This window comes from Leifsonia naganoensis, assembly GCF_013410615.1.
Lineage (GTDB): Bacteria > Actinomycetota > Actinomycetes > Actinomycetales > Microbacteriaceae > Leifsonia > Leifsonia aquatica.
On the sequence record NZ_JACCHJ010000001.1, the window covers coordinates 1,434,469 to 1,455,170 of the forward strand.

The following is a 20,702-nucleotide window of genomic DNA, read 5'->3' on the forward strand; positions in this document are numbered from 1 at the left end:
GACCGGCGCACGCGCCGGCGTCAGAACCAGCGCCTCCGCTTGAGCGCGATGTACGCCCAGAGCTCGAGGGACGCGATGAAGGCGATGATGACGACCCACCCGTACCGCCAATCGGTGACGGGGAGGTCCGTGAAGTTCATCCCGTAGAGGCCGGCGACGACGGCCGGGATGGCGAGGAGGGCGGCGAAAGCGGAGATGGTGCGGGAGTCGCTGTTCTGCTCCGAGGCGACCGCGTTCTCATGGCTCGAGATCACCCCGTCGAGCGCCGACCGCTGGTCGTTGGCGAGCCGGGCCGCACCGGCAAGATCCTCGATGAGGTCGATCACGTAGGGGGCGAGGCCGGGGTGGACGCGCGAGTAGTCGACGAGCTTGTCCCGGCTGTTCTCGAACGCGACGGCCAGTGTCGTCACGGCTCGATCGACGCGGCCGATCCTGCGGCGGAGGCGGTAGATGCGAAGGGGGTCGTCCTCCTGGGTCTCGTCGAACACCTGGTCCTCCAGCTCGCCGAGGTCCTCTTCGATGTCGCGGGCGACGACGAGGTAGCCGCGGACGACCCTGGCGACGATCGCGTGGACGGCACCGAGGGTGCCCAGGCCGAGAACAGCCGGGTAGCCGGCGTCGAGGGCGGCCGAGACGTCGAAGCCCCCCATCTCTCCCCGCGAGCCGACGGTGACGAGGACGCCCGGTCTGGCGAAGACGTACAGTTCGGACATCGACTCGGACTCGCCGTCGACCGAGCGCAGCACCCGCAGCACGATGAACAGCTGGTCGTCGAACCATTGCACCTTGGGTTGCTGCCGCCCCCCGGCGATGTCGTCGCGGATCAGCGGGTGCAGCCCCACGGCGACGCCGAGAGCTTCCAGCCGCGCGGGGTCGGGATCCGTCAGCCCGACCCAGACGAAGCCGCCCTCCCGGTCGACGGAATCCCCGCGGAGGTCGCCGGGAGCGACCTCGTCGGATTCGGTGAACGTCCCGTCGGCGTCGTACCGACGCACCCGCACGGCGCTCACCCGCGGTATCCCGCCGTCTCGAGGTGCTCGTGCATCATCCGGACCACGCTCGCGCCTTCGCCGATCGCCGCCGAGATGCGCTTCACCGACCCGCTTCGAACGTCGCCGACGGCGAAGACACCGGCCATCGACGTCTCGAGGAAAGCGCGGCTCGCGCCCGCCGGAGTCGCCCCGTGTCCGGTGACGACGTAGCCCCCCTCGTCGCGCACGATGTCCGGTCCGAGCCAGGACGTCGCGGGGGTCGCGCCGATGAAGACGAAGAGGTGCGCGGTGACGATCTCCTCCCGCACGCCGGACGCCGCATCCTCGACGAGGACCGACTCCAGGTGTGCGCCGCCGTTCGCGCCGACCACCACCGAGGTGCGGTGCACACTGATGCGGGGGTGGTCCTCGACCTGCACGACGAGATACCGCGACATGCTCACCCCCAGGTCGCCCCCGCGGACGACCAGGTGCACACGCGAGGCCGTGCCGGCCAGGAAGATCGCCGCCTGCCCGGCCGAGTTCCCGCCTCCGACGACGACGACCGGGTCGGTGCCGCACTCCCGCGCCTCGGCGATCGTGGCGGCGTAGAAGACGCTGGTGTACTCGAACCGATCGAGGTCCGCCACGGCGAGACGGTTGTACTTCATCCCGGAGGCGACGACCACGGTCTGGGGACGGAGGCTCGTCCCGTCGGAGAAGCGCACCACCAGCGCCCCCGCGTCGGAGGTGAGGCCCTCCACGGTCGAGGGGGCGAAGACCGTGGCACCGAACTTGGCGGCCTGGAGAGTGGACCGGTCGGCGAGCTCCGCGCCCGAGATCCCGGACGGGAACCCCAGGTAGTTCTCGATCCGCGACGATCGCGCTGCCTGGCCGCCGGTCGCGACAGCGTCGCACAGCACGACCGAGAGCCCGTCGGAGGCGGCATAGACCGCCGCCGCGAGCCCGGCCGGGCCCGCCCCGACGACGAGCGCATCGCTGGTCGCCGCGGGAGGGGCCTTCCGCAGGCCCAGCGCCTGTGCGAGCTCGATGACGGACGGATTCCGCAGGACGCGCGATCCGGAGACGATCACCACGGGCACGTCGGCGACCTCCAGGCCCATCCGGCGCATGATCGCGTCGGCGGCAGGGTCCTGCTCCACGTCGAGGAGGCGATGCGGCACCCGGTTGCGCGCCGCGAAGTCCAGGAGCCGCCGGGTGGCGGGCGAAAAGCGCGACCCGATGATCCGCAGGCCCGCGCCGAAGCCGATCGCCATCGACCGCCGGATCAGGTACGCGCGCAGGATGACGTCACCCAGCAGCGGGTCGCCGGTCACGATCCGCTCCAGCTCGCCGATCGGTACATCGAGCACGCTGCCGCTCTCCAGGGCGGCGATCGTGGCGAACGACGGCTCGCCCTCGAGCAGCCCGATGTCGCCGACGAAGCGTGCGGGACCGTGGATCTCGAACAGCGCGTCCGCACCGACCGGATCGCCCTCGTAGACCAGGAGCCGGCCGTCGAGCACAACGGAGAAGGAGGCGAACGACTCGCCCGCCCGGGCGAGCACCTGTCCCTCGGCGACCGGGACGATCCTCCCGACCGTGCGCAACCGGTCCAGCTGCGGCGGCGTGAGCCGCGGGAACGCCCCGGACGTGTCGGGCGTCTCGTTCACCAGGCTCTCTGGTGCTGAGTTCCCCATCAGACGAAGTCCTCATCGAGGTAGCACCAGCGCCAGCTCTCTCCCGGCTCGAGGGAACGGACGATGGGATGGGTGTCGTGCAGGGCATGGGCACGGGCGTGCCTCATCGGCGAGGAGTCGCAGCAGCCGACCTTGCCGCAGGTGAGGCACAGCCGGAGGTGCACCCACGGCGTGCCGAGGGCCACGCAGTCCTCGCAGACGCCGGGAGTGCGGGGCGCCACGCGACGGACGTAGACGAGGTGGGCATCGGGACGGCTCATCATGATCGGCGCCCCTGCTCGGAATCGCCGGAGGATCTGTCCTCGTCGCGCGCGTCCTTCTCCATCGCGTCGTCGAACCAGCGGCGCAACACGTCGACGGGAGCGGCTCCGGCCTGCCGGGCGATCACTGCGCCGTGGTGAAGGATCAGCAGGGTCGGAACGGCTTGCACGCCGAACCGCGAGGACAGCTGCGGGGCGCGGTCGACGTCGACCTTGACGAGCTTCACGTCGCCCGCCCGCTCCGTGGCCAGCCGTTCCAGCACCGGGCTGACCATCCGGCAGGGTCCGCACCAGGTGGCCCACATGTCGACGATCACGGGCGGGTCCGCCTTCTCGGCGACCTCCGCGAACGTGTCGTCGAGGGCGTCGACGATCCAGGGGAGCGCGTTGTGGCAGTTCCCGCAACGCGGACGACCGGCGGCGGCGAGCGGGACCCGGTTCTTGTGCTCGCAGTTCGGGCAGCGGATGATCGTGATCGCGGTCGTCATCTCGCCGCCTCGACATCCACATCGTCCGGCGCCGGGACGACGTCGACGGCGAGGTCGCCGTCGTGCACGTCGATCCGCACGGTGGACCCCTCCGGCGCCGCTCCGGACAGGAGTGCCCTGCCCAGGCGCGTCTCGATGTCGTGCGAGATGTACCGTCGGAGCGGCCGGGCACCGTACAGCGGATCGTAGCCGCGCTCTGCGATCAGCCGCCGCGCCTCCCGGGTCAGCTCGAGGGCGATGCCCCGTTCGGCGAGACGGCGGCGCAGGTCGTCCGTCAGCAGGACCACGATCGACTCGATCTGGTCGAGACCGAGCGGCGCGAAGACGATGGTGTCGTCGACGCGGTTGAGGAACTCCGGGCGGAAGCGGCCGCGCAGCTCAGCGAGCACCAGATCACGGACGTCCTCGGTGATGCCCCCGTCGCTGTCCCGGGCGCCGGTCAGCAGGTGTTCCGCCCCGATGTTGGAGGTCATGATCACGATGGTGTTCCGGAAGTCGACCGTGCGACCCTGGCTATCGGTGATGCGACCGTCGTCGAGCACCTGCAGGAGCGTGTTGAAGACATCCGGGTGCGCCTTCTCGATCTCGTCGAAGAGGACGACGCAGTACGGGCGCCGCCGCACCGCTTCCGTGAGCTGGCCGCCCTCGTCATACCCGACGTACCCGGGAGGGGCTCCGACCAGCCTGCTGACCGTGTGCCGCTCCTGGTACTCGCTCATGTCGAGCCGGATCATGGCGGATTCGCTGTCGAACAGGGCGGCCGCGAGCGCTTTCGCCAGCTCGGTCTTGCCGACGCCCGTCGGTCCCAGGAAGATGAACGACCCGATCGGCCGCCGGGGGTCGCGGATGCCCGACCGAGCGCGGATGATCGCGTCGGTGACGAGCCGCACGGCCTCCTCCTGACCGACGACGCGCTCGCGCAAGATCTCGTCGAGCTTCAGCACCTTCTCGCGCTCGCCTTCTTGCAGCCGCGCGACGGGGATGCCCGTCCACGCCGCGACGATCTCGGCGATCTCCTCTTCGGTCACGACCTCCCGCAGCATCCGCTGCGGCCCCTGCTTGGACCGGAGTCGCTCCTCCTCGGCGGCGAGCTGCCGTTCGAGTTGGGCGAGAGTGCCGTAGCGCAGCTCGGCGGCACGGTTGAGGTCGTAGTTGCGCTCGGCGTCCTCCGCCTCGCGCCGGACGCGCTCGAGCTCGCCGCGCAGCTCCTGGACCTTGCGGATGGCTTGACGTTCGGCTTCCCATTGCGCGCGCTTCGCGTCGGTCTCTGCTCGCAGTTCGGCGAGTTCCCGGCGCAGCTCGTCGAGGCGGATCCGGCTCGGCTTGTCCTTCTCCTTCTCCAGCGCCGCCGCCTCGATCTCGAGTCGCGTCAGGCGCCGGGTGAGCTCGTCGAGCTCCGCCGGCATCGAGTCGATCTCGGTGCGCAGCCGGGCACAGGCCTCGTCCACGAGGTCTATCGCCTTGTCGGGCAGGAACCGGTCGGTGATGTACCGGTGCGAGAGGGTCACGGCGGCCACGAGCGCGTTGTCCTGGATCCGCACGCCGTGGAAGACCTCGAGGCGTTCGCGGAGTCCGCGGAGGATCGAGAGGGCGTCCTCGACATCGGGCTCCTCCACCATCACGGTCTGGAACCGGCGTTCGAGGGCGGCGTCCTTCTCGATGTGCTGCCGGTACTCGTCCAGCGTGGTCGCGCCGATGAGGTGGAGCTCTCCTCGCGCCAGCATGGGCTTCAGCATGTTGCCCGCATCCATCGCGCCCTCGGTCGCACCGGCGCCGACGAGCGTGTGCAGCTCGTCGATGAACAGGAGGATGCGCCCGTCGGACGAGATGACCTCCGCCAGGACGGCTTTCATGCGCTCTTCGAACTCGCCGCGGTATTTGGCACCGGCCACGAGAGCGGCGAGGTCCAGTTGGAAGATCGTCTTGTCGCGGAGGCCTTCGGGAACGTCGGTGCGCACGATCCGCTGCGCCAGGCCCTCGACGATGGCCGTCTTGCCGACACCGGGCTCCCCGATCAGCACGGGATTGTTCTTCGTCTTGCGGGACAGGATCTGCACGACGCGCCGGATCTCCGCGTCCCGCCCGATGACCGGATCGAGGCGGCCTGCGCGCGCGTCGGCGACGAGATCGCGACCGTACTTCTCCAGAGCCTCGTAGGTCTGCTCCGGTGTGGCGGACGTCACATGCTGGTTGCCCCGCACGGAGGTGAGCGCTGCGAGGAAGGTCTCCCGGGTGACGCCGTTGCTCTGCAGAAGACGCGCCGCCGCACTACCGGAAGGGTCGTCGGCGAGCGCGAGGAGCAGATGCTCGACCGAGACGTACGAGTCCTTCAGGCGCGCCGCTTCCCGCTCCGCCCGATCCAGGGTCGCCGCGAGGCTCCTCGACAGGAACACCTGGCCCGGTGTCGCACCGGGGCCGGTCGTCCTGGGCTTGCGGGCGATCAGCTGCTGAAGCTCTGCGAGCAGGACGGTCAGATCGACGCCGACGGCCTCGAGCAGTCGCGGGATCAGGCCGCCCTCCTGGACGACCAGGGCGAGCAGGAGGTGCTCGCTCTCGGTCTCCGTCTGGCCGTTCCTGCCCGCGATGCTCTGCGCTTCCTGCAGGGCTTCCTGGGACTTCTGGGTCAGCTTGTTCATGTCCATGGTGGAATCTCCTTGGCGTCAGCGGAGCACCCGACGTCGGTTCTCGAGCGCATCGATCCGGGCGAGCAGGTCGATGACGAGGGCGACGGCGGCGTAATTGAGTGAGAGATCGGCGTGGAGCCGGACGATGCGGCGGACCAGGCCCGGCGTGGCCGGGGAGAACCACAGCCGGCCGGACGCGTCCTCCCAGGCGGGGACGAGCCCGAGGTCGACGAACCGTCGCACCAGGTCGGGATGGATCCCTGATGCGGCGGCGACCGTGCCGAGATCGAGGCGCGGCGGGAGCGCCAGAACGAGAGATGAACTCATGGCGACGACCTCGAGTAGTGGGTGGATTCGTGCTTCAGCTGCTCGTACAGTTCGCGTTCGCGTTCGCTGAGGTGCGGGGGGACCATGATCTTGACCTTCGCGAACAGGTCGCCGGCCTTTCCGCCCGCCTGCGGCATCCCCTGGCCCTTCAGACGGAGCCGCCTGCCGCTGGACGAACCCGGGGGGACCCGCACGGTGATCTGGCCGCCGGGCGCCCGCGTCGGGACGCTCGACCCGAGCGCGGCCTCCCAGGCGGCGATCGGCAGATCCATCTCGATGTCCTTCCCGTCGAGCCGGAATCGGCGGGAGGGCCGGACTCTGACCGTGATGACGAGGTCGCCGGTCCCGCCGTCCTGCCTGCCGGCGTTTCCGCCGCCGGATATGCGGATGCGTTGGCCGTCGAGCACGCCGGCCGGAATCTGGACGTCGAAGGTCTGACGGCTGCCATCCGGGCCTGAGAGGACGAGGGTCCGGGGCCCGCCGCGGTAGGCCTCCTCGACGGTGAGTTCGAGGTCGGCCTCGGCGTCCATCCCCCGCATCGAGCCGAAGACGTCGCCGAAGAGGTCGTCCCAATCGACCGCGGTGCCGCCAGGACCGGCGGCGCCCTGGGCGCTCGACCAGCTGAACCCGGACGGTCCAGGGCCCGGCCGCGGGCGGCGCCCCCCTCGGCCGCCGTCGCGGCGGGACGCGGAGGCTGGTTCGCGCTCGGCGCTCGCGTAGTGGCGGAACTCCGGTCCGAACCGGTCGTACTGGGCCCGCGACTCCGAATCGGCCAGCACGTGGTACGCCTCGCTGATCTCCTTGAACCTCTCTTCGGCGCCCGGCTGCTTGTTCACATCGGGGTGGTATTTGCGCGCCAGTTCGCGGTACGCGCGCTGGATCTCCTTCGCGTCCGCCGACCGTGGAACACCGAGCAGCCGGTAGTAGTCGTCGGCCACGGCGTCACTCCTCCGCTGCGGTCACGACGACGCCGGCGGGACGCAGAAGGTGCTCGGGGCTGCCGAAGCCGAGCCGCGTGACGGCGACGACGGTGCGGGGAGGCTGCTCGCCCCGATCGATCACCGACACGACCTCGTGGATGCGGGGGTCGAACGGCACCCCTACGGTGTCGATGCGCGGGAAGCCGAGCCGCTCGAGGGCGGCGATGGCGAGCTCCCGGATCGATCCGACACCCGCCGCGAGCCCGGTGTCCACGCCTTCGGCGTAGGTGACGGCATCCTGCAGCCCATCCACGACCGGCAGGAAGACGGCGGCGGCGCGCACCCGTTCGGCGTCTCGTGCCGACGCGAGTTCCCTGGCCGCCCGCTTCCTGCTGTTGTCGAGGTCCGCCGCCGCGCGACGCCACCGATCCTCGACATCGGCGAGGCGCGCGACGAGCTCGTCGCTCGGGGACGCGGCGGATTCCTCCGGCCGCTCGGTGTCCGTGCTGCGGGTCTCCGGGTCGTCCATGGTCCGAAGTCCTCAGTCGCGATCGAAGTCGGCATCGACGACATCGTCCGAGTCGTCGGTGTCTGCGGGATCCGCGGAGTCGGGCGTCCCGGCCGAGGTCCCCTCGACCGGGCGGTCGACGGAGAGGGCCGCCTCCACCTGCAGCAGTTCGCTCGCCAGTTCGCGGGCCTCGGCTGCCGGAACCTCTCGTGCGACGGCCTCCCTGGCCTGCCCGATGAGCAGCTCGGCGCGGGAGCGCTCATGCTCAGGTACCGATGCACCCCGATCCGAGAGCGTGCGCTCCACCCGGTAGGAGGCCGCGTCGAGCTCGTTGCGGGCGTCGACGTCCTCGCGCACACGCTGGTCCTCGGTCCGGTGCTGCTCGGCCTCCTGCACCATGCGTTCGATTTCCGCCTGATCGAGGTTCGTCGTGCCGCTGATCGTGATGCCCTGCTCGACCCCGGTGTCCTTGTCGCGCGCTTTCACATCCAGGATCCCGTTCGCGTCGATGTCGAAGGTGACCTCGACCTGCGGCTCTCCGCGGGGCGCCGGCCGGATCCCGGTCAGAGTGAACCGGCCGAGCACCCGATTGTCGGCAGCGCGTTCGCGCTCCCCCTGCAGGACCACGATCTCCACCGAGTCCTGGTCGTCCTGCGCCGTGGAGAACACCTCGCTACGGCGTGCCGGGATGGTCGTGTTGCGTTCGATGATCTTCGTCATCACGCCGCCGCGCGTCTCGACGCCCAGCGACAGCGGGGTCACATCGAGCAGGAGCACGTCGCTGACCTCCCCCTTGAGCACGCCCGCCTGGATCGCCGCGCCGATGGCGACCACCTCGTCGGGATTCACGGTCATGTTCGGGTCCTTGCCACCGGTGAGCCGCTTGACGAGGTTCTGCACGGCCGGGATCCTCGTCGAACCGCCGACCAGGATGACCTCGTCGATGTCGTTCTCCGAGACCTTCGCGTCCTCCATCGCACGGCGCACCGGGGCCAGGCAGCGCTCGACCAGGTCGGCGGTGATGTTCTCGAACGTGGCGCGCTTGAGGGTGGCCGTCAGGTGCTTCGGTCCGGAGGCGTCCGCCGTGACGAAGGGCAGGCTGACCTGCGTCTGACTCACGGTGCTGAGCTCGACCTTCGCCTTCTCGGAGGCCTCGAACAGCCGCTGGAGGGCCTGCGGGTCGTTGCGAAGGTCGATGCCGTTCTCCTTCTGGAACTCGTCGGCGAGGTAGTCGACGATCCGGCGATCGAAGTCGTCGCCGCCGAGGTGCGTGTCGCCCGCGGTCGAGCGCACCTCCACGACGCCGTCGCCGACATCGAGAAGGCTGACGTCGAACGTGCCGCCGCCGAGGTCGAAGACGAGCACGGTCTCGTGCTCCTTCTTGTCCAGCCCGTATGCGAGAGCCGCCGCGGTCGGTTCGTTGATGATGCGGAGCACCTCGAGCCCCGCGATGCGACCGGCATCCCGCGTCGCCGTCCGCTGAGCATCGTTGAAGTACGCCGGGACCGTGATGACGGCCTCGGTGACCTTCTCGCCGAGGAACTTGGCGGCGTCGTCGACGAGTTTGCGCAGGACCAGCGCGCTGATCTCCTCCGGCGCGTACAGCTTTCCGCGGATCGTGAACCGGGCCTCCCCGTTCGGACCGGCCGCGATGTCGAACCCGACCGCTCTGGCCTCCTCGTGGACCTCGTCGAACGTGCGCCCGATGAAGCGCTTGGCCGACGAGATCGTTCCCTTGGGGTTGAGGATCGCCTGCCGCCGGGCGAGCTGCCCGACGAGGCGCTCCCCTGTGTCCGTGAATCCGACGACGGACGGGGTCGTGCGCGCACCCTCCGCATTCGGGATGACGCGCGCCTCGCCGCCCTCCCAGACGGCGATCACAGAGTTCGTGGTGCCGAGGTCGATGCCGACTGCTTTGGCCATGAGAGGTGCCCTTTCGTAGTTTCGTCACGTCAGTCGTCGGACGGCTCGTGGTCGTCCGCGGTTGGTTCGGTGTTCAGGAGACGGGATCCTCCCGAGACGGAGAACCACAGCGCGCCCGTGAGCCCACCGACCACCGCGCCGAAGATCCAGCCGATCAGCAGTCCGGTGATAGCGCCTCCGGCAGCCCCTAGGCCGACCGCGCCCCAGAAGGTCACGCGTCCGGTGGTGTGCTGGATGAGGCGGAGGTCGCCCCCAACGGTGCGGGCGTGCTCGATCGGGAAGTCCGCGTCGGCGAGCCGGCGGATGACGGCCTCAGCGGCGGCGAAGTCGTCGACGACGCCCACGGTCGTGCTGTCGCTACCGGTATCCGACGCCTGGTGCGCCCCCTGTGTCGTCGCACTCATGTCGACGGTCCCGGCTGCGAGGAGATCTCCACGTGGCGCGGCGTGCTCGTCTCGTCGACCGGGATGCGGAGAGTGAGCACGCCATTCCCGAAATCCGCCGACAGCGCCGAGCTGTCGAGACTGTCGCCCAGGAAGAGCCGGCGCACGAACTCGCCGCGCGGACGCTCGTCGATGAATACCACGTCACCGGTCCCGAACGCCGCCCGTCGCTGCACCGTGATGGTGACGACGTTCCGCTCGACGCGCACGTCGACATCGGCGCGATCGGTGCCGGGGACATCCGCCACCACGACATAGTCGCCGCCACGGCGGTACGCCTCCAGGGGAACGGCGACAGTGCGCCGATTCCTGCCCAGCGCCTGCTCGACGGCACGGTCGACATCGCGGACTGAGTCGAATCCCACGAGCGTCATGATCTCCTCCCCGCTCAACCGGTCACGGTCTCGCCGAGACGAGTGTGCGGCCCGCGCGGCAGTCGCCTCTTCGGCCTGGGAGAGCCAAAGGAGATCCCGCCCTTGCCCTGTCAGGCCCACGCACGGGCGGCTAGCATGAGGGGAGCGGGAGTCCACCATGATGTGCTCACTGAACGATCCAGAGTTTGTCGCGCGGGTCGGCCTGGAGGTGAAGCCACGGGCCGATCTATACGACGTCTTCAGGGCGGGCTCCACGATGTTCGAACAGCCGACCATCCGCCGCACGTTGCGCATCGCGTCCGCCTCGGCGAGGGCGATCGCCGCCTGCAGCGTCCTCGCAGCGTATGTGGCCGCCGGTGATCGTCTCGCGCGCTATTCGGGCAAGGCGAACCGTCGACTCGATCGGCTGGTGGAGGCTCGCGCAGGCACCGACGGGGCGCTCGAGAGCTCGAGGGCGTGGCGCTACGCCCTGTTCTTCCGCGGGACGGGAAAGGTCAGAGGAGCGTTCGTGCTCCGATCGGCAGCAGAACCGTCGGGGGAGGAGATGTTCCTGCTCCGCGCGTTGGCCGAGCCGACCGGCGCCGCCCTGGCGGCGGCCGAGTTGATCGGCCGGGAGCACAGAGAGACGGCCGAGCTCCGCCAGCGCGGGGAGGCGCAGGTGGGGTCGAACCGCACCATGGCGGCGACCATCGTGCGGTTGAACATGCACCAGCAGATCCGCGACTCCATCGTCGCCGCCGCCGGATCCGCCGACGGAGAAGCGCGGATCGTCGAGGCGTTGAGTGCGCTCACACATCGCTCGGTCGTGCTGCAGGACTCCTTCGGAAATGAGCGCGCGTTCATCGGAGTGGGCTACTCAGGAGCGCCCGACGACGTGCACGGGCCCGTCGCGACGCTCGTCGCCGGCGCGGCGCCCACGGCCGGGTGGCGGTCCGCCCCGATCCGCGCGGGAGGGGAGACGCTCGGTGTGATCGGCATCTACGATCCGGACGACGACCAGAGCACCGACGACCGCTTCGCCGTCGATTTCGCCGGCGCGATGATCGCTGTCGAGCTCGCCAACCACCGTCGCGTCGCGGAGGTCGAGGTCCGCCTGGGTCGCGACCTCGCCGACGAGCTCGTCACCGGCGGCGATGTCGTCGACGCCTTCGCCCGCGCCGAGTCGCTCCACTTCGATCTCAGCGGTTTCCATCGGGTCGCGCTCGTCTCCTGGGAGCGCCCGACGCCGAACGGTGTCGAGATCGGCGACGCGGTGCGTCACGCGCTCGAAGCGATGCGGATCCCGGCCCTCATCTCCCGTCGCGGCGACGGAGTGCTCGTGGTGGTCGCCGACCGCGACGACCTCTCCGGCCTGTACGCGCGGCTCTCGGCCTCCGTCTTCAGCGTGCGGGGCACGATCGGAGTCGGCGGACGATGCATCGCCGGGGATCTTCCCCGCTCGTTCGCAGAGGCGACCCGGGCCAAGCGGCTCCGGGTCGAGTCACGCCGCCCCTACGGCCTTTCCAATCACGACGACCTCGGCCTGCTCCGCATCCTCGACCTGTCCGACGGCGGCGCCGAGGTCGACCGCTACGTGGACGAGTGGCTCGGCGCGCTCATCGCTCACGACCGGTCCCACCACTCCGAACTGGTGCACACGCTGACCGTCTATCTGGACGCCGGGGGCAACTACGATCGCACGGCCGATGCGCTCACCATCGGTCGCAGCACACTCCGGTACCGGCTCGGCCGCATCCGCGAGATGAGCGGCCGAGACCTCACGGATCCCGACTCGAGGCTCAACCTGCATCTCGCCGTCCGCGTCCGGGCAGCCCGGCTGCGGTGATCGGGTGGCGCGGCCTGCCGCCTACCGGCGTTCGGCATTGAGAGCACTCAAACGCGCGTACTGCGCAGCGGCGTCGAGCGACACACTAAACCGCAGCGGGTGGGTAGAACCCGGGGCGCTTTCCAATGAGTGACCGGCCAAGGAACTCATTCTGCAGATACGCGTAGAACGCATCCATGACATTTTGGTTGTGATCGTCTCGTCTTCGCCCTCAATATCAGGATCGTCGGGCTGGCGATCGGTGAGTCGAGGAGGACAAAGCCCGGGTGCCGGTATTCGCGACGCAAGCAGTATTCGGCCAATGCCACGCTGGAGAGAGCGTGAAGGATCGAGCGAACCCCTTTGCCGCGCGCCCGGCGTACGCGTCGATCGACCACGAGGGCGCGCTCACTTACGGAGCAATGCACGTACTGTCGTTGGAGAACGACGACTGGCGGAGGATTTCCTCCGCGATACGGTCAAACTGTTTCAAGTCGCTGGAGGCAATCGGAACTTCAGTGGAAGTTTTAGGCTCCTCGACTTGTGCCGTTGTAGACCGCAGCGCCAATAGGTCCAGCAGGCGGGACCGGTCAGCCTGCCTGTATGGTGACGCCGACGGATCAGGCGCCGATGCCTGTGACCTACGAACCTGGTAGCGGAACCCGGGCTCTGCGTCTGGCTGGCAGCGACGAGACGTCGTCGAGAAAACGCGTGTCCTCGGTCCCTCCTGTTGTCACGCGCTCACATATCGATGGTCAACCGTCTTTGCCGGTTTGCACCGTGAGTAAGACGCCTGTTCCTAGGGTGCACGCGTCGGCGGCGGTCGCGTAGCGCAGCCTTGAGGTACTGCTTAGGTCGAGGCGCGTTCAGGTGCGGTGTGGCTTTGGATAAAGGCTTCAAGCGACGCCCGGAGCGGGGCGAGTTCGACGTCGGTGGAGATGGTCGTTTCATCGGGGACCTCGTCGCGGAGTTCCTCCAGTCCGAACAGCGCTCGGGTGAGCCAAGGTTGGACGGCGCTCGTCAATACCTGATCGGCGAGCAGGGTCGTGGTCGCTCCCTCAAAGTCGAATCGTTCCGCGAGAAACGCACACAGGCGTCCGTGGGCTTTGCCGAAGAATGCCTCATAAAGCTTCGATGATGCCTCGGGGAGCCGTTCTGCTTCGGCGATGCTGAGTCGGCAGGTCCGCAGGATCGGTGCCCAGGTGAGCATCTGCGCGAACCGCCCGCAGAAGAGTACAGCCGCGTCCGTGGGGTCATCGGAGTAGTGCTCGGGGGTCTTGATCCGCCCGTCGAAGAGCTCCTGGATGCGTTCGATCACGGCGACGAACAGCGCGTCTTTCGTGTCGAAGTGCGCGTACAGGGACCGCTTCGAGGTCTGAGCCCGCTGGGCGACGAGATCCATCGAGGTGCGTTCGAACCCGAGCTCGAGGAAGACGTTCTTGGCCTCGGCGAGGATGTGCTCGCGAAGTTCGTTACCGCGGCGCGCCATGTGTTGCCTTCCGATAAAGTAAACGGTACAGTCGAGTTTACTTAGCTGAACGAGGAGTATCTACCCATGATCGTCGCAACCGCCCCCACCGGCCTCATCGGAGGTCAAGTCCTTGCCCGTCTCCTGGACGGAGGCGAGCCCATTCGCGTGGTCGTCCGCGATGCGAGCCGGCTGCCTGCCGAGGTACGCGACAGGGTCGAGGTCGTCGAGGGCTCGCATCGCGATCCGGTCGTCGTCGACAAGGCTTTCGAGGGCGCCGACTCGGTCTTCTGGCTCGTGCCGGCGGACGAGCACGCGGCGAGCGTCTACGACGCGTACGTCGGCTTCAGTATTCCCGCCGCCGACGCGATCGTCCGCCACGGCGTGAAGCGTGTGGTCACGGTCTCGGCGCTCGGGCGCGGGACGCAGATCTACGCCGGCTACGCGTCGGCGTCGAACGCGATGGAAGATCTGATCGCGAGCACCGGCGTGCATTTCCGCGCGCTCGTCATGCCCTCGTTCGTTGACAACCTGATCTGGCAGGTCGGCGCGATGAAGAACGCCGGCGCGTTCTTCTCCCCGATCGACGGGGACCGGAAGCTGCCCGCCGTCGCAACCCGCGACATCGCCGCGGAGGCCGCGCGCCTGCTGCTGAACCCGACCTGGACCGGACGCGAGGATGTCCCCCTCCTCGGTCCGGAGGACCTTTCCTTCAACGACATGGCCATGATCATCAGCGAGGTGCTCGGCACCCCGATCCGGTTCCAGCAGGTCCCGGCTCAGCAGCAGAAGGACGGTTTCCTCAGTCGCGGCTACAGCGAGGCGATGGCCGACGGGATGGTCGACATGGCCGCCGCGAAGGACCAGGGCCTCGACAACGCGGTCGTCCGCACTCCGGAGAACACCACGCCGACGACGTTCCGCGAGTGGGTCGAGGACACGCTCAAGCCCGCCTTCACCGCCTGAACCGACACCCCACCCCCACCAGCTCCGTCGGGGCTCCCCTCGCGATCACGCGGCGGGAGCCTCGACCCGTTCCGCATGCCTGGAGCCCTCGTGCCTGAAAAACTCTCCTCCGGATGGGTTCTCGCCCTCACCGCTGCAGCCCAGTTCGTCCTGCAACTCGACTTCGCCATCGTCAACGTCGCCCTGCCCACCGTCCAGCGCGAACTCGGTTTCACCGAGGCGGGCCTGCAGTGGGTCGTCACCGGCTACGCGCTGACCTTCGGCGCACTGCTCCTGGTCGGCGGACGTTTCGGCGACCTCATCGGCTACCGACGCACCCTCATCGGCGGGCTGACGCTCTTCGCGCTCACTTCCCTTTCCGGCGGCCTCGCGGCCGGCGCCGGGGTGCTCGTCGCGTCACGGATCGTGCAGGGGGCGAGTGCCGCGCTCATCGCGCCCGCCGCCCTCGCCCTCCTCGCCCATGCGCATCCCGAGCCGAGGGCGCGCATCCGGGCGATGGGCATCTTCCAGGGAAGTGTGGCGGCGGGAGCATCCGCGGGCATCGTTCTCGGCGGGATCCTCACCCAGTACGTCGGGTGGCGGTCGGTGCTGCTGATCAACCCGCCGCTCATCGTGATCCTGATCGCGCTCATCCTCTGGCGCGTGCCCGCGATCCCCGGCCACAGCGGTATCCGGCTCGACCTGCCGGGCGCGCTCACCGCCACCGCCGCAGTAGCTGCCCTCATCTACGGCGTCAGCCAGGGGCAGCAGAACGGCTTCGGCAGCCCCGACTCGTGGATCGCCCTCGTGGCCGCCGCTGTCCTCGCCGTCGTCTTCGTGCTCGTCGAGCGCCGCATCGCCGACCCGATTCTGCCCTTCTCGCTGCTCCGCGGCGGTGGACGACCCGCTGCACTCATCGCCATCCTCGTGATCGGCGCTGTGCTCGCGGGCTACGTGTACTTCGTGTCCATGTACCTACAGCACGTGCTCGGACTCTCCGCCGTCCAGACCGGCTTGGCCCTGGTGCCGGCTACCCTGACCGCCTTGCTCGTCTCCACGCAGATGGCCCGCCGAATGTTGCCCCGTCTCGGTTACCGACGTCAACTGCTGCTCGCCCTCGCCCTCGTGGGCGCAGGACAATTCTGGCTCTCACAGGTGACGGCGACCGGAAGCTACGCGGTGAATGTGCTCGGCGGCATCCTACTCACCGCCGCCGGAATGGGACTGGCCCTGCCTGCCGCATCCCTCGCCCTCACTGCCGACGCACCCCCGCACCAGCGCGGCACTGCCGGAGCACTCTTCGCTTCGGGGCAGCAACTCGGTTCTGCGATCGGGATCGCCGTGCTCGCCACCATCGCCGCGGCCGTCACCGACACGACAGGCGATCTGGTCTGCGGTTACCGGCTGTCCTTCCTCGTCGCGACCGGGCTCATCGTCCTCGCCGGAATCGCGCTCTCGATCACCCGCACCACATCACGGCCCTGAGCGATCGGGGCTCGTGAGACCTGTCAAGCGCACGCGACGAGCATGCAGTGTGTGGATGGGGTCTGTGGTGATCTCAGTCGAAGTAGTGGCCGAGGTCGATGTCTTCGATCAGGCCTGCGTGAGTGGGTGTCCAACCGAGCAGGTGCTGAGTCGCAGCGCTGCTGGCAGGCATGTCCTGGCTGAACAGTGCGGAGAACGGCATGCCGAACTCCTCGGCGGGGCGCGACTCGACCGGCAGGTCGAGGCCGCGTCCGATTGCTTCGGCGATGTCCTTGACGGTCACACCCTCGTCGCCGACGGCGTTGAGGATGGAGCCAGCGGGTGCCTTCTCGATGGCGAGCCGGTAGAGGGCTGCGGCGTCCTTCACGTGCACAGCGGGCCAGCGCGCGGATCCATCGCCGACGTAGGCGGAGACGCCGGCGTCGCGGGCGCGTGCGACCAGCTGCGGAATGAACCCGTGTCGCTCGCCCTGACCATGCACCGACCGGGGAATCATCACGAGACCGACCCGGACGCCGCGGTCTGCAGCAGTGAGAGCTGTCCGCATGTTCTCGATGCGCGCCGCGATCGGGCCGCGGGGAACGAGCTCATCGTGTTCCGTCGCTACGCGGCCGGGAACCGCGAGGGTCGCGCCGGTGATCAGCAGCGCCTTCCCGGTGCCCTCGAGCACAGCAGTGAACGTGTCGATCGCCTCCGCATCGATGGGCGCGCCGCCGATCTGGCCGAGGCCATGGTCATAGGCGAGGTGTATCACCGCGTCGCTCGAGACAGCGGCGCTTCGGAGCACGTCACGATCGGACAGTGTGCCCCGGACGACCGCAGCCCCGAAATGGGCGACCGCACTCGCGGCGGCATCTGAGCGTGCGAGCCCGACGACGCTATGGCCCGCGCCAATGAGTTCTGGGACGACGGACGAGCCGATCCAACCGGAGGCTCCGGTGACGAAGATACGCATAAGAACTTTCCTCTGTGGGTACAGTAATGCGATGCAGTCGCATCACTCCTTCATCATGCGACTCGGTCGCATCCATGTCAAGTCATGCGATGCAGTCGCGTGAGACCTTAGACTGGGACGGTGAGCAGGTGGACTCCGGATGCGCGGGAACGGTTGGAGCGCGCGGCATTCGAGCTGTTCGCCGAGAACGGCTATGAGAACACCACGGTCGCTCAGATCGCAGACCGCGCGGGATTGAACCGCGCGACGTTCTTCCGCCACTTCTCCGACAAACGCGAAGTGCTCTTCGGCGACGAAGACCGGCTGGCCGGGCTCCTCGTCAAGGGAATCCGTGTCGCGCCGGCCGGCGCGTCCCTGCAGGAACTCCTGGGAGCGGCGCTTGAGGCCGCTGGGGCAGCGATGAGCCCCGAGCAACGAGGCAAAGCGGCGCATCGCGTCCGGGTGCTCGCCGAAAGCAGCGAGGTGCAGGAGCGCGGCGCGCTCAAGCATGCTCGCACCGCTGCGGCGGTCCGCGCGGCTCTATTCGGGCGGGGCATCGACGATGTGACAGCGCGGCTTGCGGCAGAGACCGTGCTCGTGGCGTTCTCGATCGCACTCGAAGAATGGCTCCGCTTCGGTGTGAAGACGTTCCAGGCCTACGCCGCCGAAGCGCTCCTCGCGGTTCAGGCGAGCGCGGGCCACCTTGCCGTTGCACCCTCGGACCATCTCGCCGTCAGCGCCCCGCCTGGAGGGACGCGATGCAATGAATGACAGGGAACCGGTGTGGTCGCGGAGCCGGTTCGGTCAGCGCCGTTGGGTGAACGTTGGGCGCACATTCTTGACAAGAGTCTCGGGTTGCTCGAGGGCGAAGAAGTGGCTGCCTTCGGTGGGCTCGTTGTAGAAGACGATGTCGGCCCAGCGGCATTCGAATGGGCGGCGTGACTTCCGTACATGCTCTTTGGGCGGCATGGTGCAGCCGGCACTGGTGCCGACTATGGCCGCGGTTGCGGCAGGCGTCCTGGAACACGGCGTAGATCCGTGCTGGGAGACCAACGGGGAAGTAGCGGATGGTCTGCGGTCGGGTCAGCCGGCCCGTGTCCGCCTCTGTGTCAGGCGCTGTCTTGAAGTCCGGTGAGGTGGATGCGAATAAAGCGTCGCCAGGTGGTGTCGTCTCCGTCGGGCGCCGTGGCGACCACGCCGCGCAACGCGATGATGAGCGCTTTGATGTCGTGGGCGGTCACGTCCGGCGCGAGGGCTTTCGCGTCGACCGCGGCCTGGGTGAGCTGCCGGATCCTGTCTGCCGTCCGGGCGCTGACCTCGTCGCTGGCGACCCGGTCGATCAATGCGCCGGCGTAGCGGCGCTTCTCGGCGTTGAAAGCACCGACGAAGTCGAGGAATCGCTCCAGGCCGTGAGCGGGGTCAGGGTCGGCGACGGCGGCCTCGGCGGCCTCATCCATCTCCTCGACGAAGGTCTGGGCGATGGCATCCAGGAGGGCGTCCTTGCCGGCGAAGCGTCGGTAGATCGTCCCGACGCCGAGCCCGGCTCGGGTCGCGATGGCCTCCATGCTCGCCTGGGGCCCCTGCTCGGCGAAGACCGCGCGGGCTGCCTCAATCACGATGGCGTCGTTTCGCAGGGCGTCTCGGCGTGGCCCGCGGCGGCGAGATGTGTCGGTCGGTATGGGCATGGACCAATCCTAGTAAAGCGGAATCGACATTCATCATCGTGCTAAGATGAATACAGATTCCGATTAAGGAGACGACCATGAGAACAACCACGGGCTGGCAGAGTCTCGATCCCGATACCAACGCGCTCACCCGCGTCGCCATCGAGCGCCGCGACTTGCGTCCCGACGACATCGCGGTGCGGATCGATTATTGCGGGGTCTGCCATAGCGACCTGCACCGCATCCACGGCATGCTCGGCGAGAAGGATCTCGTTCCCGGGCACGAGGCCACCGGTGTCGTGACCGAGGTCGGTCCTGCGGTCACCGGATTCGCCGTCGGAGAGCGGGTCGCGATCGGCACGATCATCGACTCCTGCGGTGAATGCGCCATGTGCCTGGCCGGCCAGGAGAACTACTGCTACAACCGTGCGACGACCACCTACGGCGGCATCGATCGCGTCGACGGCACCCCGACGCAGGGCGCCTACAGTCGCGAGTACGTCCTGCGGGAGAAGTTCGCGTTCCACCTGCCCGACGGGCTCGACCCGGCCGCCGCGTCACCGCTGATGTGCGCCGGCGTCAGCGTGTGGGAACCCCTGCGCGCCGCCGGCGTCGGCCGCGGGACCCGCGTCGCCATCGCTGGGCTCGGGGGACTCGGTCATCTCGCGGTGAAGATCGCCGTGGCTCTCGGCGCCGAGGTCACGGTCCTGAGCCGCAGCGCGGCCAAAGAACAGGACGCCCTGAGTCTTGGAGCGAGGGGGTTGCTCGTGACCACAGACGAGGCCCAGATCGCTGCCGCGCGCGGCAGCTTCGACTTCGTTCTCGACACGATCTCGGCCGAGCACGACCTCCTGCCGATGATCGGGATGCTGGACCTGGACGGCACCCTGTGCGTCCTCGGGAACCCGCTGCTCGACGGTCCGAAGCTCTGGGCGCTCGGCGCCGGCCGCAAGAAGCTCACCTCCTCGGGCACGGGCGGCCTGCCCCAGACCGTCGAGATGCTCCAATTCTGCGCCGCGCATCACATCACGGCCGACGTCGAGGTCCTCCCATCGAGCAAGATCGAGACGGCCCTGGACCGGCTCGCCGTCGGCGACGTTCACTACCGCTTCATTCTCGATATGTCCGACCTCGACGGGCCGGCCGCCTGACCGGCACCAGCTCGGGCATCGACCGTTCAGGCAGCCAGAATTGACGAACGGCCGCCAGGCGGCGAGCTCGTCGCGATCGTCAGGCTCCTCGCCCGGCAAGCAGCAGTGGCGACATACTCGCACAAGGACTTTGGCGCCAGAATCGAATCGTCCGGTGCAGTCGTACAGTATTCATCCGTCGTCACAGTCAGTTGAGGTCTGCCAACGACGACATCGTCACCGCCTATCCCTCCCTGCCGAAGCGGATCGGGTAGCTCGGATGGAAAGGAGCTCCTACCGATGGCTAGAGATGGCGCCGGGCTCGCCCAGTCGTGGTTCCGCTGGTGCGCCAACGGGGACGTCTCTTCTGAAATTGCGTTAGATGGCTTGGAAGGTGTGGCGCGTGTGCCAGACCACCTCCCACAACGACATGTCACAGTGTGCGTGGACTACCACCAGGCCTGGTTGGGTACCGCGATCTGCATGCTGATCGCCGCGATGAAGACCTGCAACGAGATCGACGGGAACGGCCGGCTGCGCACTCAGCTCGACCGCGCAATGTCGAGGATGAACATCGGAGTCGAGCTGCGCTCCGTTCGTGATGGGTGTGACCTAGCGTCACGGAGTCGGCACTGAGTCGAATAGATGACGGATCTGGTCCATGTCCTCAAGGGTGATCTTGTCTTCTTAGGATCCCGACCATAGGTTGAGGGGCTCGGCCACTTTTGGCTCGC

19 protein-coding genes are annotated in these 20,702 nt (G+C 68.4%); 5 read left to right on the forward strand and 14 right to left on the reverse strand.

What is annotated here, in order from left to right:
- Positions 1-20: 20 nt before the first annotated feature.
- Genes HNR14_RS06870 through HNR14_RS06920 form a run of 11 tightly spaced genes read right to left on the reverse strand, consistent with a single transcriptional unit; the run spans position 21 to position 10,538 of the window.
- A complete protein-coding gene (locus tag HNR14_RS06870; RefSeq protein WP_179700452.1) occupies positions 21-1,010 on the reverse strand; it encodes a CorA family divalent cation transporter in 990 nt (329 codons plus the stop codon).
- Entirely contained in the window at positions 1,007-2,671 is a 1,665-nt protein-coding gene (locus HNR14_RS06875; protein WP_179700453.1) for an FAD-dependent oxidoreductase, read from the reverse strand. The genes HNR14_RS06870 and HNR14_RS06875 overlap by 4 nt, the downstream gene beginning before the upstream one ends.
- Positions 2,671-2,934, reverse strand: coding sequence for a UBP-type zinc finger domain-containing protein (locus HNR14_RS06880; protein WP_179700454.1), 264 nt, complete (start codon positions 2,932-2,934; stop codon positions 2,671-2,673). The genes HNR14_RS06875 and HNR14_RS06880 overlap by 1 nt, the downstream gene beginning before the upstream one ends.
- Positions 2,931-3,419 carry a thioredoxin gene (trxA, locus tag HNR14_RS06885; protein ID WP_179700455.1) on the reverse strand — a complete coding sequence of 163 codons (489 nt, stop codon included), beginning with the start codon at positions 3,417-3,419 and terminating at the stop codon, positions 2,931-2,933. Before trxA ends, HNR14_RS06880 begins: the two co-directional genes overlap by 4 nt.
- Positions 3,416-6,061: an ATP-dependent chaperone ClpB gene (gene clpB / locus HNR14_RS06890; RefSeq protein WP_179700456.1), complete on the reverse strand. Its 2,646-nt coding sequence runs from the start codon at positions 6,059-6,061 to the stop codon at positions 3,416-3,418. The genes trxA and clpB overlap by 4 nt, the downstream gene beginning before the upstream one ends.
- 18 nt (positions 6,062-6,079) lie before the next feature.
- The gene (locus tag HNR14_RS06895) at positions 6,080-6,370 is read right to left on the reverse strand and encodes a chaperone modulator CbpM (protein WP_179700457.1); all 291 of its coding nucleotides are present in this window, start codon (positions 6,368-6,370) and stop codon (positions 6,080-6,082) included.
- The gene (locus HNR14_RS06900) at positions 6,367-7,308 is read right to left on the reverse strand and encodes a DnaJ C-terminal domain-containing protein (protein WP_179700458.1); all 942 of its coding nucleotides are present in this window, start codon (positions 7,306-7,308) and stop codon (positions 6,367-6,369) included. Before HNR14_RS06900 ends, HNR14_RS06895 begins: the two co-directional genes overlap by 4 nt.
- Before the next feature lie 4 nt (positions 7,309-7,312).
- Complete coding sequence (locus tag HNR14_RS06905; RefSeq protein WP_179700459.1) at positions 7,313-7,819, reverse strand: nucleotide exchange factor GrpE; 507 nt, start codon at positions 7,817-7,819, stop codon at positions 7,313-7,315.
- 12 nt (positions 7,820-7,831) lie between these two features.
- The gene (dnaK, locus tag HNR14_RS06910) at positions 7,832-9,721 is read right to left on the reverse strand and encodes a molecular chaperone DnaK (RefSeq protein WP_179700460.1); all 1,890 of its coding nucleotides are present in this window, start codon (positions 9,719-9,721) and stop codon (positions 7,832-7,834) included.
- A gap of 29 nt (positions 9,722-9,750) precedes the next feature.
- Positions 9,751-10,125: a general stress protein gene (locus HNR14_RS06915; protein WP_179700461.1), complete on the reverse strand. Its 375-nt coding sequence runs from the start codon at positions 10,123-10,125 to the stop codon at positions 9,751-9,753.
- A complete protein-coding gene (locus HNR14_RS06920; protein WP_179700462.1) occupies positions 10,122-10,538 on the reverse strand; it encodes an Hsp20/alpha crystallin family protein in 417 nt (138 codons plus the stop codon). Before HNR14_RS06920 ends, HNR14_RS06915 begins: the two co-directional genes overlap by 4 nt.
- 256 nt (positions 10,539-10,794) lie before the next feature.
- Here HNR14_RS06920 and HNR14_RS06925 point away from each other — a divergent pair, with 256 nt between their 5' ends.
- Positions 10,795-12,363, forward strand: coding sequence for a PucR family transcriptional regulator (locus HNR14_RS06925; protein ID WP_246311535.1), 1,569 nt, complete (start codon positions 10,795-10,797; stop codon positions 12,361-12,363).
- A gap of 829 nt (positions 12,364-13,192) precedes the next feature.
- On the opposite strand, the gene HNR14_RS06930 is transcribed toward HNR14_RS06925, so the two are convergent.
- Positions 13,193-13,831 carry a TetR/AcrR family transcriptional regulator gene (locus HNR14_RS06930; protein WP_179700463.1) on the reverse strand — a complete coding sequence of 213 codons (639 nt, stop codon included), beginning with the start codon at positions 13,829-13,831 and terminating at the stop codon, positions 13,193-13,195.
- A 66-nt stretch (positions 13,832-13,897) separates the two neighbouring features.
- Here HNR14_RS06930 and HNR14_RS06935 point away from each other — a divergent pair, with 66 nt between their 5' ends.
- Positions 13,898-14,776 (forward strand): NmrA family NAD(P)-binding protein, encoded by an 879-nt coding sequence (locus HNR14_RS06935; RefSeq protein WP_179700464.1) that lies wholly within the window; start codon positions 13,898-13,900, stop codon positions 14,774-14,776.
- Positions 14,777-14,866: 90 nt separating this feature from the next.
- Positions 14,867-16,240, forward strand: coding sequence for an MFS transporter (locus tag HNR14_RS06940; protein WP_179700465.1), 1,374 nt, complete (start codon positions 14,867-14,869; stop codon positions 16,238-16,240).
- Between the two features lie 73 nt (positions 16,241-16,313).
- Here the strand turns inward: HNR14_RS06940 and HNR14_RS06945 are convergent, their stop codons facing one another.
- Positions 16,314-17,195 carry an SDR family oxidoreductase gene (locus tag HNR14_RS06945; RefSeq protein ID WP_179700466.1) on the reverse strand — a complete coding sequence of 294 codons (882 nt, stop codon included), beginning with the start codon at positions 17,193-17,195 and terminating at the stop codon, positions 16,314-16,316.
- Between the two features lie 120 nt (positions 17,196-17,315).
- Here HNR14_RS06945 and HNR14_RS06950 point away from each other — a divergent pair, with 120 nt between their 5' ends.
- The gene (locus HNR14_RS06950) at positions 17,316-17,945 is read left to right on the forward strand and encodes a TetR family transcriptional regulator (RefSeq protein ID WP_179700467.1); all 630 of its coding nucleotides are present in this window, start codon (positions 17,316-17,318) and stop codon (positions 17,943-17,945) included.
- 338 nt (positions 17,946-18,283) lie between these two features.
- Here the strand turns inward: HNR14_RS06950 and HNR14_RS06955 are convergent, their stop codons facing one another.
- The gene (locus HNR14_RS06955; RefSeq protein WP_218874990.1) at positions 18,284-18,790 is read right to left on the reverse strand and encodes a TetR family transcriptional regulator; all 507 of its coding nucleotides are present in this window, start codon (positions 18,788-18,790) and stop codon (positions 18,284-18,286) included.
- Between the two features lie 146 nt (positions 18,791-18,936).
- Between HNR14_RS06955 and HNR14_RS06960 the strand changes: the two genes are divergently transcribed.
- Entirely contained in the window at positions 18,937-19,989 is a 1,053-nt protein-coding gene (locus HNR14_RS06960) for an NAD(P)-dependent alcohol dehydrogenase (RefSeq protein ID WP_179700469.1), read from the forward strand.
- Positions 19,990-20,702 lie beyond the last annotated feature (713 nt).

Excerpts from the sequence above, each read along its gene's own strand:
- dnaK (WP_179700460.1), bottom strand. The coding sequence starts at position 9,721 with ATGGCCAAAGCAGTCGGCATCGACCTCGGCACCACGAACTCTGTGATC.
- clpB (WP_179700456.1), bottom strand. The coding sequence starts at position 6,061 with ATGGACATGAACAAGCTGACCCAGAAGTCCCAGGAAGCCCTGCAGGAA.
- HNR14_RS06875 (WP_179700453.1), bottom strand. The coding sequence starts at position 2,671 with ATGGGGAACTCAGCACCAGAGAGCCTGGTGAACGAGACGCCCGACACG.
- HNR14_RS06945 (WP_179700466.1), bottom strand. The coding sequence starts at position 17,195 with ATGCGTATCTTCGTCACCGGAGCCTCCGGTTGGATCGGCTCGTCCGTC.
- HNR14_RS06960 (WP_179700469.1), top strand. The coding sequence starts at position 18,937 with ATGAGAACAACCACGGGCTGGCAGAGTCTCGATCCCGATACCAACGCG.
- HNR14_RS06920 (WP_179700462.1), bottom strand. The coding sequence starts at position 10,538 with ATGACGCTCGTGGGATTCGACTCAGTCCGCGATGTCGACCGTGCCGTC.
- HNR14_RS06915 (WP_179700461.1), bottom strand. The coding sequence starts at position 10,125 with ATGAGTGCGACGACACAGGGGGCGCACCAGGCGTCGGATACCGGTAGC.
- trxA (WP_179700455.1), bottom strand. The coding sequence starts at position 3,419 with ATGACGACCGCGATCACGATCATCCGCTGCCCGAACTGCGAGCACAAG.
- HNR14_RS06935 (WP_179700464.1), top strand. The coding sequence starts at position 13,898 with ATGATCGTCGCAACCGCCCCCACCGGCCTCATCGGAGGTCAAGTCCTT.
- HNR14_RS06925 (WP_246311535.1), top strand. The coding sequence starts at position 10,795 with ATGTTCGAACAGCCGACCATCCGCCGCACGTTGCGCATCGCGTCCGCC.
- HNR14_RS06880 (WP_179700454.1), bottom strand. The coding sequence starts at position 2,934 with ATGATGAGCCGTCCCGATGCCCACCTCGTCTACGTCCGTCGCGTGGCG.
- HNR14_RS06930 (WP_179700463.1), bottom strand. The coding sequence starts at position 13,831 with ATGGCGCGCCGCGGTAACGAACTTCGCGAGCACATCCTCGCCGAGGCC.
- HNR14_RS06895 (WP_179700457.1), bottom strand. The coding sequence starts at position 6,370 with ATGAGTTCATCTCTCGTTCTGGCGCTCCCGCCGCGCCTCGATCTCGGC.
- HNR14_RS06905 (WP_179700459.1), bottom strand. The coding sequence starts at position 7,819 with ATGGACGACCCGGAGACCCGCAGCACGGACACCGAGCGGCCGGAGGAA.